The sequence below is a fragment of the Sphingomonas pollutisoli genome (genome assembly GCF_029167165.1).
GTDB classification, from domain to species: domain Bacteria; phylum Pseudomonadota; class Alphaproteobacteria; order Sphingomonadales; family Sphingomonadaceae; genus Sphingomonas; species Sphingomonas pollutisoli.
The window spans coordinates 366,211-379,348 of the sequence record NZ_JARFNJ010000004.1; the positions used below are offsets into that span (position 1 = coordinate 366,211).

A 13,138-nucleotide genomic window follows, 5' to 3' on the forward strand; every position below is an offset into this window, starting at 1 on the left:
GCATCCTGTGGTGTGATCTCGACTCGCGGACCCGGAGCTTGGCTCCGCAGGTAGCGTCTGTCGTTCGGCCGTGGCGGGAGCTGCGCGGCCGTCCGATTCGGGAAAAACAGGGAGCGCATGATGACGACCGATCTACTCGACCGCGAAGCGCGGGAAGACCTTCACGACCGCGGCTATTCGCGCCGGCAGATCGGCCGTATCGCGATGCTGCTCGGCGCGGGCGCGACGGCCAGCCAGTTCATCACCAGCGGTGCGCAGGCGCAGCAATCCGCCAAGGCGCTGGTCGGTGCGGTGCGGATCGGCTCGAACGAGTGCTGGACCGGGCCTTTCCCCGAAGGTGTGCAGGCGGCCGCCGCGATCGCCTCGGTCGGCAACCGCTACGAACCCGACAACGAACATGCCAAGCTCGCCGCCGCGGTCGCGCAGGTCGAGGGCGTCACGCCCGAGTGCATCCTCGCCTGGCCGGGGTCGAGCGACCCGCTCAACCGCGCGGTCATCACCTTCTGCTCGCCGCAGAAGGGGCTGGTGACGGCGAACCCGACGTATGAACAGAGCTGGCGGACGGCGGCGTGGCTCAGCGTCAAGCCGACGCGGGTGCCGCTCACCGCCGATTACCGCCACGACGTGAAGGCGATGCTCGCCGCCGATCCCAACGCCGGCCTCTATTACATCTGCTCGCCCAACAACCCGACCGGCACGCTGACGCCGATCGCGGACATCGAGTGGCTGCTCGCCAACAAGCCGAAGGATTCGGTGGTGCTGGTCGACGAGGCGTACATCCACTTCGCCGGCGCGCAGAGCGCCGCCAAGCTCGCCTGCACGCGCAACGACGTGATCGTGATGCGGACCTTCTCCAAGCTGTTCGGCATGGCGGGGATGCGGCTCGGCCTCACCATCGCGCATCCCGATCTCTACAAGAAGATGATGCGTTATGACGGCGGACAGGTGACCAACATGCTGCCGATGACCGCGGTCGCGTGCGGTACCGCCGTGCTGCCGCTCGCCGAGAAGATCACCGCGCGTCGCAACGAGATGATCGCGGTTCGCGAGGAGACGTTCGCGCACCTGAAGAAGCGCGGGCTGAAATACATTCCGTCGCAGGCGAACATGTTCATGGTCGATTGGGGCGCTGGCAAAGACCCCAAGGCGATGCAGGCCGCGTTCGTCGCGCAGGGTGTGCAGATCGGCCGGTCCTGGGACGCCTATCCCACGATGAGCCGCGTGACGGTCGGTTCGGCGGAGGACATGGCGAAGTTCCGGTCCGCGCTCGACAAGATCATCAAAGCCTGACGCACCCGGGCGCGGTCGGCGACGACCGCGCCCGATACCTCACCCGAGGCGGCGCGACTCGAACGCGTCGAGCGCCTCCACCAGCGGCAGATCGGCGGGCGGCATCGCCAGATCGCGCAAGGCGGCCGGGCGCCGCCAATCGAGCGCATCGGCGTCGATCGGCCGCGGCGCACCCGACCAGCGCTCGCACCGATAGAGCAAGAGCAAGAGCGTGCGTTCGCCAATCGGCGCGGTGGCGAAGGCGAGCGCGGTGAGATCCGCCGCCGCTACGGCAACGCCGAGTTCCTCGGCCAGCTCGCGCACCAGCGCGGCCTCGGGCGCCTCGCCAGATTCGACCTTGCCGCCGGGAAACTCCCACAGCCCCGCCATCGCCCTGCCCGCGGACCGGCGCTGAACGAGGATACGTCCGTGCGGATCGGTCAGAGCCGCCGCGACGACGAGCAAGATGCCGTTATTTGCTGTCACCCCCCGCCTTTCACGATGCGATATCAAGAACGTTCCGCCAGAGCGGGAAATCGATGGCGAGAGCAAGGTGTAAGTGGCCGAAACGGCGAACCCGAGAACACAGAGCGGCAGGAATGCCGCCGCACCAGAAAAGTTCCCGGCCCTGCTTAAACTTTTATCAAGACTGGTCGCCTAGACGGCTCTCGCTGGCCCGGTAGATCCGGTTCGGCCGGGTAACTGAAGCTACTAAACCACTGGAGACCGGACACATGCAGAGCATCCGCAAGTTCATCAAGAACAACAAGGGCGCGACCGCCATCGAATACGGCCTGATCGCCGCCCTGATCGCGGTTGCCGCGATTGCCGCCATGAAGGGCATCGGCACGCAGCTCACCAACACATTCGAGAACGTCTCGTCGAATATGAAGACGACAACGGGCGCGTAAGCTCAAGCTCTTCGGAAGAAGATCGGGCGGCGGAACAACGTTCCGCCGCCCGTTTTATTCGCGGAAACGTTCAAGACCGCGCAATTCTCATCTGGCCGATTAGAAGCGGCCCATCGCCAAAAACTTCTCCCGCCGCGCCCGCCGCAGCGCGTCGGCATCGAGCCCGCTCAACTCAGCAAGCGACTCGGCGAGCGCATTGCCCAGCGCACCGATCGCCGCGACCGGATCCCGGTGGGCGCCGCCGAGTGGTTCAGGCACGATCGTGTCGATCACGCCCAGCCCCTTCAGATCCTGCGCGGTCACCTTCATCGCCTCGGCCGCGTCCGCCGCGCGTTCGTTGGTGCGCCACAGGATCGCCGCGCAACCCTCGGGCGAGATCACCGAATAGACCGCATTCTCGAACATCAGAACGTGGTTCGCCGCCGCGAGCGCGATCGCGCCGCCCGAGCCGCCCTCGCCCACGATCGCCGCGATCATCGGCACGCCGAGCGCGAGGCATTGCTCGGTCGAGCGCGCGATCGCCTCGGCCTGGCCGCGCTCCTCGGCCTGAACGCCGGGGAACGCCCCCGAGGTATCGACCAGCGTCAGCACGGGCAGGCCGAAGCGATCGGCCAATTGCATCAGCCGAATCGCCTTGCGATAGCCCTCGGGCTTGCCCGAGCCGAAATTGTGCCGGATGCGCGTCGCGGTGTCATGGCCCTTTTCGTGGCCGATCACCATCACCCGCTGGCCGCGAAACCGCGCGAAGCCGCCGAGGATCGCCTGATCGTCGCCGAAGCCGCGGTCCCCGGCGAGCGGCATGAACCCGTCGAACAGCCCGGCGACATAATCGCGGAAATGCGGCCGTTCGCCGTGCCGGGCGACGAGCGTCTTCTGCCACGGCGTGAGTTTGGCATAGGTGTCGCGCAGCAGCTTGTCGGATTTGGCCTGGAGCCGCCCGACATCGGCGGAGATATCCACCGTGCCGCCGTCGGCGGTTGCGCGCAGATCGTCGATGCGAGCCTGGAGCTCCGCGATCGGCTTTTCGAAGTCGAGGAAGGTTGCCATCAGGTCGCGTCGGTTACGGTGTGGGCGCGAACTTGGCAATGGTTCGTGATGCGAGGAGTAGCGGTCACGCGGGCTTCACCGAGGCCAGCTTCCCATCGGCGCGGGCGCGGGCCTCGGCGAGCGGATGGCGCTGGTTGACGAGGCTGACCAGCCGGCTGGCATCGACATGGGTGTAGATTTCGGTAGTGGCGATGTCCGCATGGCCGAGCATCGTCTGGAGCGCGCGCAGGTCGGCGCCGCCGGCGAGCAGGTGCGTGGCGAAGGCGTGACGCAGCACGTGCGGGCTGATCCGGTCGGGCGGGATACCCGCCTCGGCGCCGAGCGCGCGCAGCAACTGGAACAGCCGCACACGCGACAGGAAGCTCTTGCCCGAGGGGAACAGCCACGGCTGATCGGCGGGAACATACATGCGCCACGCGGCGACGGCGGCGCGCGCGCGATCCGAGATCGGGACCAGCCGTTCGCGCCCGCCCTTGCCGCGCAGGATGCAATAGGGCCGATCGGGCGCGACCGCGTTTCTCGGCAGCGACACCAGCTCCGTGGCGCGCAAGCCCGAGCCGTAGAGCAGTTCGACCAAGGCGGCGAGCCGCAGGTCGCGGATGTCGAGCGGGTCGGCGGCGAGCCGCTCGGCGATCACCGCGAACAGCCGGTCGACATCGGCGACGCTCAGCACCTTGGGCAGCGGCCGCCGCGTGCCGGGACGGGGTAGCGCCGCGCCGGGGTCGTCGGGGCGATGCCCTTCATCGGCGAGGAAGGCGAAGAAGCGCCGGAGCGCGGCGGATTTGCGCGCCACGGTGGCGTGCGAGAGATCGCTCCAGCTCGCCGAAAGACGGGTGAGATCGGCGGCGCTCGCGGCCACGAGCGCGCCTTTCAGGACATCGGACGCGAGCGCGAGATCGCTGCGATAGGCAGCGAGCGTGTTCCTGGCGGCACCCCGCTCCGCCGCCATCATCTCGAGAAACCGCTCGATCAGCGCGCGATCGGCGCCGGGCCGCGCCGTATCGGTCAAAGCCGCGCGATCGCCTCGGCGGCGATCATCCGCGCCTCGCCCTCCAACCCAACGGCGCGCAGCGCGGCGACGATGTGATACAGCGCTTCGGGCGACACGCCCGACCACGCCGGCGTCTGCATGCCGACGGCCGCGAGCAACACCACCGTCCCCGGCTGGTTCGCCGTCGCGGCGCGGGTGAGCGCGCGGGTCCAGGCGTTCTCCTGCCCGATCCGCACGTCCAACGTCTGCGCGCCCTGCTCGACATCACCGGCCGACAGGCGTCCCAGCCCGGCGAGGCCGGCGAAGAACATCTTGCGCTTGAGCGTCGCATCGCCGGTGCCAGCGTAATTGCTGACCGCCGAATAGCGGTAGCGCCGCCCCTCGGGATCGGCGAGCGCGAGCATCGCCCACGCATCGCTCGACGTCGCCACGGCCCCGCGCCACTTCTGTGCGGTCACGTCATGCCCCGCCGCGAGCATCGACGCGACGAGCCGATCGGCGTCCGCGCCTTGCGCACCGACCGGCACGCGCGCCGCGGCACCCGCCGTCAGCACCAGCCGCGCATAGCGCGCGTTCGCGCTCTTCGGCGCATCCCACAGCGAGTTGATCGCCCCTAGCCGGGTCGGCACGTCCCCGCCGCTATAGGCGGTCTGGAGATCGCGTGCGATCGCGGCTTCGGGCAGCGAATCATCGCCTTCTTCCGTCACCGCGCCGTAGAGATCGACCAAGGCCGCGCTGGAGAATACGCCGCGTGCCGCCGCGATCTCGGCGGCCGGCGCGCGAACGTGCGCCGCGAGCATCGGCGACTGCGCGCGCCACGCCATGACGTTTCGCGAGGCGCCGTCGAGCAGCGGTGCCGGGATCTCGGTCGCCGAGGCCATCGCGAGGCCGTAGCGCCAGGCGGTGAGACGATCGACATCGTCCCATTCGATCGTCACGGCCTGTCGGCCGCGCGCCCCCGAGCCGGCGATCTTCTGCGCGAGCAGCAGGTCGATCCCGGTCGCGACCCGACTCTTGGCGGCGGCTGCGATCAGCGGCTGGGCGTTGCCGGGAAGGCCGGCCAGCCCGGCGCACATCGCCCGTGCCAGCACCCACCCGCGTTCGAAGCCGAGCGCATAGCCCCCCTCGACGATCGGGCACAGCTCCGCCGGATCGCCATTGGCGAGCGCCGACTGCATCGCGATCTCATAGAGCTTGGGCGTGTAATCCTGATTATCGACGCTCTGCACCACCGCGCGCCCGGCGACCGATTCGCCCATGCGGAGCAACAGCCAGGCCCGCTCGGCGGCGAAATCCGCGCCGTTGACGCCTACGGGCGTATCGACGCGCGACACCAATGCGCGCCGCAGCGCGATCGACATCCAGCGCGAGGCGATCGGCAGGTTGAGCCCGCGCATCAGCGCCTCGACATACCGGCCGGGCGCGTTGCCGAACGCAGTGGCGGGCAAACCGCCGGCGGCGAGGTCGATCGGGCCGACCCGGCCGATCCACCGGCGCGCATAGGCGGGCATGTCGTACCGCACCGGAATCGCGATCACGCCGGGCGTCGGCGTGCCGCTCGGCGTCGGCGTCGGCGTCGCGGCGGCGAGCGGGAGCGGCGGCGCGCCGTTGCCGTCCGGCAGCGGCGGCGCGAGCGGGGTCGGCGCGGTACGGACCACCGCCCCACCGCTCGCGGTTTCGCGCGGAGACGGGCGCGGCGAGGGCGTTGGGGCCGGCTCGCCGAACCCAGGCGGAAGGATCGACTGCGGCGAATTCTGGCCGAGCGCGGGTATCCCCACGCCCAACGCGATCACCCCCGCCAATGCGACGAGCGGAAGATCAGCCCTGGAGATTCGCAAGCGTGACAACCTTCTCGACATGGGTCAGGGGCTTTTCGTGCGCACGGCCCGCGAGCAGAAACATTCCGCCGACGAGCACGACGACCACGACCAGAAGCACAACCAGCGAGCGGGACATTGGCAAACCTTGTAACAAATGGGCGAAACCGGCCCGGCAGGCCCTTTTGCCCGAGCGGCAGGTGCGCTGTATAGCCCGTTTCCCATGTTGCAAAGCCCCGCTCCCACCCCTGTCTGGCACGGCCAGCCGATCGTCCTCGTCGGGCTGATGGGCGCGGGCAAGTCGACCGTCGGCCGCCGCCTCGCGCAACGGCTGCATTTACCCTTCGTCGATGCCGATACCGAGATCGAAACCGCGGCGGGGATGACCGTCTCCGACATTTTCGCGCGTTTCGGCGAAGCGCACTTTCGCGACGGCGAACGCCGTGTGATCGCGCGGCTCATCACCGGCGAGCCGCGCGTGATCGCGACCGGCGGCGGCGCCTTCATCCAGGATGAGACGCGCGCGCTGATCCTGAACAACACGCTGTCGGTGTGGCTCGATGCCAGTCCCGATGTGTTGGTGGCGCGCGTCGGGCGGCGCGACACCCGTCCGCTGTTGCGCGACGGCGACCCGCGCAAGATCCTCGAAGAACTGGCACGGGTGCGCAATCCGATCTACGCGCAGGCCCACCTCCGCATCGTCAGCCAGCACGCGCCGCACGATGCCACTGTCAACGCCATCCTCAAGGCCATTGGATTATGACGACCGTCCGCGTCGGACTCGGCGAACGCAGTTATGATGTGGTGGTCGAGGCCGGGCTGCTCGCCCGTGCCGCCTCCGCCCTCGCGCCGCTCGCGCGCGGACGGGTGATGCCGATCGTCACCGACGAGAACGTCCTCCCGCATCTCGCGGCGCTGCGCGCGAACTTGGCGGCGGCGGGCATCGCCAGCGAGGCGATCGTGCTGCCGCCGGGCGAATCGACCAAGAGTTGGGCGATGCTGGAGCAACTCAGCGACCGGTTGCTCGATCTTGGCGTCGAGCGCGGCGATCATGTCATCGCGCTTGGCGGCGGGGTGATCGGCGATCTGGTCGGCTTCGCGTGCAGCATCCTGAAGCGCGGCTGCGGGTTCGTCCAGGTGCCGACCACCTTGCTCGCGCAGGTCGATTCGTCGGTGGGCGGCAAGACCGCGATCAACACGCGGGCGGGCAAGAACCTGATCGGCGCGTTCCACCAGCCCGCCTTGGTGCTGATCGACCCGATCGTGCTCGAGACGCTGCCGCCGCGCCAACTGCGCGCCGGCTATGCCGAGGTGGTGAAATATGGACTGATCGACGATGCCGATTTCTTCGCATGGTGCGAGGCGAACGGCGCGGCGCTGCTCGCCGGCGATCTGCGCTCGCGCGAATATGCGATCGCCTATTCGGTCGCCGCCAAGGCGCGAATCGTCGCCGAGGACGAGCGCGAGACGCGCGGGCGGCGGGCGTTGCTCAACCTTGGCCATACCTTTGGGCACGCGCTGGAGGCGGAGACCGGCTTTTCGGACCGGCTGTTCCACGGTGAGGGCGTCGCGGCGGGGATGGCGCTGGCTTATGGTTTCTCGGCGGCGCAGGGGATCGCGCCGCGCGCCGCCGCCGCGCGCGTGGCCGCGCATCTGCGCGCGGTCGGCCTGCCCGACGGGCTCGCAGCGGCGGGGATCAGTGCGAGCGGCAAGACGCTGGTTGGGCATATGCTTCACGACAAGAAGATGGATGCGGGCACCCTGCCCTTCCTGCTCGCGCGCGACATCGGTGAGAGCTATGTCGACAAGGTGGTCGATCTCGGCGCGGTAGAGGCGTTTCTCGACGCGCAGCCGCGGTGATGCCGGACGAGCGGCTGCCGTTACCCAAACCGTTCGCACTGAGCGAAGTCGAAGTGCGTGCCGCAGGCGTAACGCTCCGGACACGTCCTTCGACTTCGCTCAGGACGAACGGTGATACACGAAAGTCCGGCTTGAAGAGTGCGCTCCTCGCCGCATCGCTGCTGACCATGAGCGGATGCGTCACCATCCCGCGCGAGCCGTTCACGCAGGCCGACCATGCCATCGCCTACCCGGTCGGCTTCCCGCACGTCCGCTACGAGATCAACGATCCCGCTGTACGCGCGATGTTCCGGCCCGACGCTGCCGGCACCCCGCCGACGATGCTCGCGCTATCGGGCGGCGGGGCGAATGGCGCGTTCGGCGCTGGCGTGCTGTACGGCTGGACGCAGGCGGGCACCCGGCCGGAGTTCAGCGTGGTGACGGGGGTGAGCACCGGCGCGCTGATCGCCCCGTTCGCGTTCCTCGGGCCGAAGTGGGATGCCGAACTGAGGAAGGGCTTCACTGACGGCGAGGCATCGCACCTGTTGCCTTTCCCGTTCGTCCACCCGCTGTTCCGCGACAGCATCTACACCGGCAAACGGCTGCGTGCGCTGGTGGACAGTTTCATCACGCCCGCGCTGATGGCGGCGGTGGCGCGCGAACAGGCGCGCGGGCGGCGGCTGCTGGTCGCGACCACCGATCTCGACAGCCAGGATCTCGTGGTATGGGACATGGGCGCGATCGCCGCGCGCGGCGGGCCGGCGGCGCGCGACCTATTCGCGACCGTGCTCACCGCCTCGGCGGCGATTCCCGGCGTGTTCCCGCCGGTGATGATCGACGCGCAGATGGGCAGCCACCGCGCGCACGAACTCCATGTCGATGGCAGCACGATCGGCGCGTTCTTCGCGCTGCCCGACACCGCGCTGATCCTGCCGCCCGGGCAGACATCGGGCGGGAGCATCTACGTGCTGGTCAACGGCAAGGCGGACGACGAGTTCGCGGTCACCAAGCGATCATTGTTGTCGCTACTGTCGCGCAGCTTCGACACCGCGAGCAAGGCGACCCAGCGCACCTCGCTCGCCACCGTCGCGGCGTTCGGCCAGCAGAACCATGTCGCGACCTTTGTCGCGGCGGTACCGCCTGACGAGACATCCTCATCGCTCGATTTCCGTCAGCCGGCGATGCAGGCGCTGTTCGAGCTTGGCCGTGCGCGGATGATGGCGGGAACGGCATGGGCGGACCTGCCGGCGTCGTTGAAGAGTCCGGCGAAAGCGCCCTGATCGCGGCTCAGCCGCGCACCATCGCGAGCGTCCGCAGCGCCGCCTTGAGGTGCGGCAGGTCGTACATCTTGCCGTCGATCCCGATCGTGCCGATGGACGGCTCGGCCTCGAACGCGGCGACGATGCGGCGTGCGAAGGCGATCTCCTCGTCGCTCGGCGAGAAGGCGGCGTTGATGCCGGCGACCTGCGCGGGGTGGATCGCGAGGCGGCCCGAGAATCCTTCCGCGCGGGCGGCGCGGCTGGCGGCGCGAAGCCCGTCGTCGTCGCGGAAGTTGACGTATAACGTGTCGATGGCGGGGACGCCGGCGGCATGCGCGGCGAGCAGGGTCAGCGAGCGCACCATCTGATAGGTGAACGCCCACGTACCGTCCGGACCGAGGTTGGTGCTGGCACCGAGCGCTGCGGACAAATCCTCCGCGCCCCAGGTGAGACCCGCCAGCCTCGTGAGGCCAGCGGTGGCGAAATCGCCGAGCCGGAACGGCGCGATCGGCGTCTCGGTCGCGACCGGCAGGACGCGGATCGCGCCGGAGGCGAGGCCGTGTTCGGCCTCCAGCGCATCGAGTTGGCCGGACAACGTTCTGACATCCGCCGGGCCGTCGATCTTGGGCTGCATGATGCCGTCGGGATCGCCGGGGACGATCGCGGCGAGATCGTCGGCGGTGAGGCCGGTGTCGAACGGATTGACGCGAACCCAGAGTTGCACGGTGCGAGCGGCGCGCGGGCGCGCCTTGAGGAAGGCGGCGACCAGATCGCGCGCCGCGCGCTTGTTGGCGGGGGCGACCGAATCCTCGAGATCGAGGATTACCGCATCGGCGCCGCAGCCATCGACCTTGGCGAGCTTCTTCTCGCTGTCGCCGGGGACGAACAGCAGCGAACGCAGCGGCCTCATGCCGGCCGCTTGCGTTGCAGGCCCGAGCGGCGGCACGAGGCGACCAGTTCGTCGCGCTGGTTGTAGGCGCGGTGGATAAAGGTGACGATGCCCGCGTCGGGGCGCGATTTCGACTCGCGCAATTCGGCGACTTCGGTCTCGGTCCGCAACGTATCGCCGATGAACACCGGCGCAGGGAAGCGCACCTCGTCCCAGCCGAGGTTGGCAATCGCCGTGCCGAGCGTGGTGTCGCCGACCGACACGCCGACCATCAGCCCGAGCGTGAAGGTCGAATTGACGAGGATGCGGCCATAGTCGCTGTCCTTCATATATTCGGCGTCGAGGTGAAGCTGCGCGGGGTTGTGGGTCAGCGTCGAGAACAGCAGGTTGTCGGTCTCCGTGACCGTCCGCCGGATCGCGTGGCGGAAGACCTGGCCGATGCTCAACTCGTCGAACCACAGGCCGGCCATCAGCGCTGGCCTCCAGCGATTGGGTTGCCGGTCATGGTCCTGCTCCTCATGTGTGTTGAACGCGAGCTATAGCGGCGATCGGGCTGCTTCTCCACCCGAGCCAATATCGCGACCCCTACTCAGCACGAGCGGAGTTGAAACAAACCACCGCGTCAGAGACCGAGCAACACGTCGCGATCGGCGGTAGCCGCGCCGACGAGCCAGTCGACAAAGGCGCGGGTGCGCGGCAGCGCGAGCACGTCGCGATGGGTGGCGAGCCAGAACGACCGGGTGATTCGCACCTCGTCGAGCACGCGGACGAGGTTGGGGTCGGTATCGCCGATGAAGCAGGGCAGCACCGCCACGCCCGCCCCGGCGGCCGCCATGCGATGCTGCGCGTTGATGCTCGACGAGCGCAGCCGCGGGCTCAATTGCGGATCGATCTCTTCGAGATAGTCGAGCTCGGGCGCGTAGAGGAAATCGGGAATGTAGCCGATCAGCGGATGCGTGCGCAGCGCCGCCTTCGAGGCGATCGGCGCGCCCTCGACATAGGCACGTGATGCGTAGAGGCGCAGCGCATAATCGGTCAGCCGCCGCGAGACGAGCGGGCCTTTGCGCGGGCGCGCGAGCACGATCGCAATGTCGGTCTCGCGCCGCGACGGGCTGAGGAAGCCGCTGTTCGCGACCAGATCGACGTTCAGCCGTGGATAGGCCGCGCTGAACCCGCCGAGCCGTGGCGCGACGAACCACGTGCCGAACCCTTCCGACGCGCTGACCCGCACCACACCCTCGAGCGGATGCGCACCCTGTTCGGTCACGTCCGACATCGCACGTTCGAGCGCGTCGGCCTTGGCGGCGAGCCGCTCGCCCATTTCGGTAAGGTGCTGCCCGTCGCGACGCTGCTCGAACAGCGTGTGGCCGAGCGACTGTTCGAGCCGGCGGATTCGCCGGGTGACGGTAGTGGCATCGACGCCGAGCTGGGCGGCGGCGCGCGCGATCTGCCCCGTGTGGGTGACGGCGAGGAAGAAGCGCATGTCGTCCCAGTTCATCGAGCTGCACTATTGCAGCTTCGCTTTGCAAGTCCACCCGTTGCTTTTGCAGCCCCGTGCGCCGAAAAAGCGCGCGACACAGAACGCGTCCAAGGAGAGTATCGGCATGGCAAGTGCGATCCGCGACATCGACCATCTCATCGTCGGCGGCGCTGCCGGCGCATCGGCGCGGACCGGCGACGTGTTCGATCCCAACACTGGCGCGGTGCAGGCGCGCGTCGCGCTCGGCACGCAGGCCGATCTCGACCGCGCGGTTGCCGCCGCGCAGAAAGCGCAGCCGGGCTGGGCCGCGACCAACCCTCAGCGCCGCGCACGCGTGATGTTCAACTTCAAGGCTTTGGTCGAGAAGAACATGGAGGCGCTGGCGCATCTGCTCTCCTCCGAACACGGCAAGGTGATCGCCGACGCCAAGGGCGACATCCAGCGCGGGCTCGAGGTGATCGAGTTCTGCTGCGGCATTCCGCATGTCCTGAAAGGCGAATATACCCAGGGCGCCGGCCCCGGCATCGACGTCTATTCGATGCGGCAGCCGCTCGGCATCGGCGCGGGCATCACCCCGTTCAACTTCCCCGGCATGATCCCGCTGTGGATGTCGGGCGTGGCGATCGCGACCGGCAACGCCTTCATCCTCAAGCCGTCCGAGCGCGACCCGTCGGTGCCGGTGCGGCTCGGTGAATTGTTCCTCGAAGCGGGGCTGCCCGAGGGTATCTTGCAGGTCGTCCACGGCGATAAGGAAATGGTCGACGCGATCCTCGACCATCCTGCGATCAGCGCGGTGAGCTTCGTCGGCTCGTCGGACATCGCGCACTACGTCTATTCGCGCGGCGTCGCGGCGGGCAAGCGCGTGCAGGCGATGGGCGGGGCCAAGAACCACGGCATCGTCATGCCTGATGCCGATCTCGACCAGGTCGTCGCCGATCTGTCGGGCGCCGCGTTCGGATCGGCGGGCGAACGCTGCATGGCGCTGCCGGTCGTGGTGCCGGTCGGCGAGAAGACCGCCATCGCGCTGCGCGAGAAATTGATTCCCGCGATCGAGAACCTGCGTGTCGGCGTCTCGACCGACAGCGACGCGCATTATGGCCCGGTCGTCACCGCGATCCACAAGAAGCGGATCGAGGACTGGATTCAGACCGGCGTCGACGAGGGCGCCGAACTGGTGGTCGACGGGCGCGGCTTCGAACTGCAAGGCCATAAAGGCGGCTTCTTCGTCGGGCCGACGCTGTTCGACCACGTCACCACCAGCATGAGCGCGTACAAGGAGGAGATTTTCGGCCCGGTCCTCCAGATCGTCCGCGCTCAGGATTTCGAACATGCGGTGCGGCTGCCGAGCGAGCATCAGTACGGCAACGGCGTCGCGATCTTCACCCGCAACGGCCATGCCGCGCGCGAATTCGCCGCGCGAGTCAACGTCGGCATGGTCGGCATCAACGTGCCGATCCCGGTGCCGGTCGCCTACCACACCTTTGGCGGCTGGAAGCGCTCGGCGTTCGGCGACACCAACCAGCACGGCATGGAGGGCGTGAAGTTCTGGACCAAGGTCAAGACGGTCACGCAGCGCTGGCCCGATGGCGGGGTTGGCGATACGGCGAACGCCTTCGTCATTCCGACGATGGGGTAA

The 13,138-nt window shown here is 68.5% G+C and carries 14 protein-coding genes; 6 read left to right on the forward strand and 8 right to left on the reverse strand.

The window, feature by feature from the left end:
• Positions 1-120 precede the first annotated feature (120 nt).
• Positions 121-1,290 carry a pyridoxal phosphate-dependent aminotransferase gene (locus PX554_RS10990; protein ID WP_093221684.1) on the forward strand — a complete coding sequence of 390 codons (1,170 nt, stop codon included), beginning with the start codon at positions 121-123 and terminating at the stop codon, positions 1,288-1,290.
• Between the two features lie 39 nt (positions 1,291-1,329).
• Here the strand turns inward: PX554_RS10990 and PX554_RS10995 are convergent, their stop codons facing one another.
• Positions 1,330-1,755 carry a (deoxy)nucleoside triphosphate pyrophosphohydrolase gene (locus PX554_RS10995; RefSeq protein WP_256326018.1) on the reverse strand — a complete coding sequence of 142 codons (426 nt, stop codon included), beginning with the start codon at positions 1,753-1,755 and terminating at the stop codon, positions 1,330-1,332.
• Between the two features lie 248 nt (positions 1,756-2,003).
• Here PX554_RS10995 and PX554_RS11000 point away from each other — a divergent pair, with 248 nt between their 5' ends.
• The gene (locus PX554_RS11000; protein WP_093219820.1) at positions 2,004-2,180 is read left to right on the forward strand and encodes a Flp family type IVb pilin; all 177 of its coding nucleotides are present in this window, start codon (positions 2,004-2,006) and stop codon (positions 2,178-2,180) included.
• 99 nt (positions 2,181-2,279) lie between these two features.
• Here the strand turns inward: PX554_RS11000 and PX554_RS11005 are convergent, their stop codons facing one another.
• The 4 genes from PX554_RS11005 to PX554_RS11020 form a co-directional block, all read right to left on the reverse strand.
• Positions 2,280-3,227, reverse strand: coding sequence for an acetyl-CoA carboxylase carboxyltransferase subunit alpha (locus PX554_RS11005; protein WP_093219822.1), 948 nt, complete (start codon positions 3,225-3,227; stop codon positions 2,280-2,282).
• Between the two features lie 64 nt (positions 3,228-3,291).
• Positions 3,292-4,236, reverse strand: a complete 945-nt coding sequence (locus tag PX554_RS11010) for a tyrosine-type recombinase/integrase (RefSeq protein ID WP_093219824.1) — start codon at positions 4,234-4,236, stop codon at positions 3,292-3,294.
• Positions 4,233-6,056 carry a hypothetical protein gene (locus tag PX554_RS11015; protein WP_275501673.1) on the reverse strand — a complete coding sequence of 608 codons (1,824 nt, stop codon included), beginning with the start codon at positions 6,054-6,056 and terminating at the stop codon, positions 4,233-4,235. Before PX554_RS11015 ends, PX554_RS11010 begins: the two co-directional genes overlap by 4 nt.
• Positions 6,037-6,174, reverse strand: coding sequence for a hypothetical protein (locus PX554_RS11020; RefSeq protein WP_176786975.1), 138 nt, complete (start codon positions 6,172-6,174; stop codon positions 6,037-6,039). Before PX554_RS11020 ends, PX554_RS11015 begins: the two co-directional genes overlap by 20 nt.
• An 84-nt stretch (positions 6,175-6,258) precedes the next feature.
• On the opposite strand from PX554_RS11020, the gene PX554_RS11025 reads away from it, so the two are divergent.
• From PX554_RS11025 to PX554_RS11035, 3 genes are all read left to right on the forward strand, one after another.
• Positions 6,259-6,798 carry a shikimate kinase gene (locus PX554_RS11025; protein WP_275501971.1) on the forward strand — a complete coding sequence of 180 codons (540 nt, stop codon included), beginning with the start codon at positions 6,259-6,261 and terminating at the stop codon, positions 6,796-6,798.
• Positions 6,795-7,895 carry a 3-dehydroquinate synthase gene (gene aroB / locus PX554_RS11030; RefSeq protein WP_275501680.1) on the forward strand — a complete coding sequence of 367 codons (1,101 nt, stop codon included), beginning with the start codon at positions 6,795-6,797 and terminating at the stop codon, positions 7,893-7,895. Before PX554_RS11025 ends, aroB begins: the two co-directional genes overlap by 4 nt.
• 131 nt (positions 7,896-8,026) lie before the next feature.
• Entirely contained in the window at positions 8,027-9,154 is a 1,128-nt protein-coding gene (locus PX554_RS11035) for a patatin-like phospholipase family protein (RefSeq protein ID WP_275501681.1), read from the forward strand.
• A 7-nt stretch (positions 9,155-9,161) separates the two neighbouring features.
• Here the strand turns inward: PX554_RS11035 and PX554_RS11040 are convergent, their stop codons facing one another.
• The 3 genes from PX554_RS11040 to PX554_RS11050 form a co-directional block, all read right to left on the reverse strand.
• Positions 9,162-10,043, reverse strand: a complete 882-nt coding sequence (locus PX554_RS11040) for an HpcH/HpaI aldolase/citrate lyase family protein (protein WP_275501682.1) — start codon at positions 10,041-10,043, stop codon at positions 9,162-9,164.
• Positions 10,040-10,492, reverse strand: coding sequence for a MaoC family dehydratase (locus tag PX554_RS11045; RefSeq protein ID WP_275501684.1), 453 nt, complete (start codon positions 10,490-10,492; stop codon positions 10,040-10,042). Before PX554_RS11045 ends, PX554_RS11040 begins: the two co-directional genes overlap by 4 nt.
• Positions 10,493-10,644: 152 nt before the next feature.
• Positions 10,645-11,520 carry a LysR family transcriptional regulator gene (locus PX554_RS11050; RefSeq protein WP_275501686.1) on the reverse strand — a complete coding sequence of 292 codons (876 nt, stop codon included), beginning with the start codon at positions 11,518-11,520 and terminating at the stop codon, positions 10,645-10,647.
• Positions 11,521-11,638: 118 nt separating this feature from the next.
• Between PX554_RS11050 and PX554_RS11055 the strand changes: the two genes are divergently transcribed.
• Positions 11,639-13,138 (forward strand): CoA-acylating methylmalonate-semialdehyde dehydrogenase, encoded by a 1,500-nt coding sequence (locus PX554_RS11055; protein ID WP_275501973.1) that lies wholly within the window; start codon positions 11,639-11,641, stop codon positions 13,136-13,138.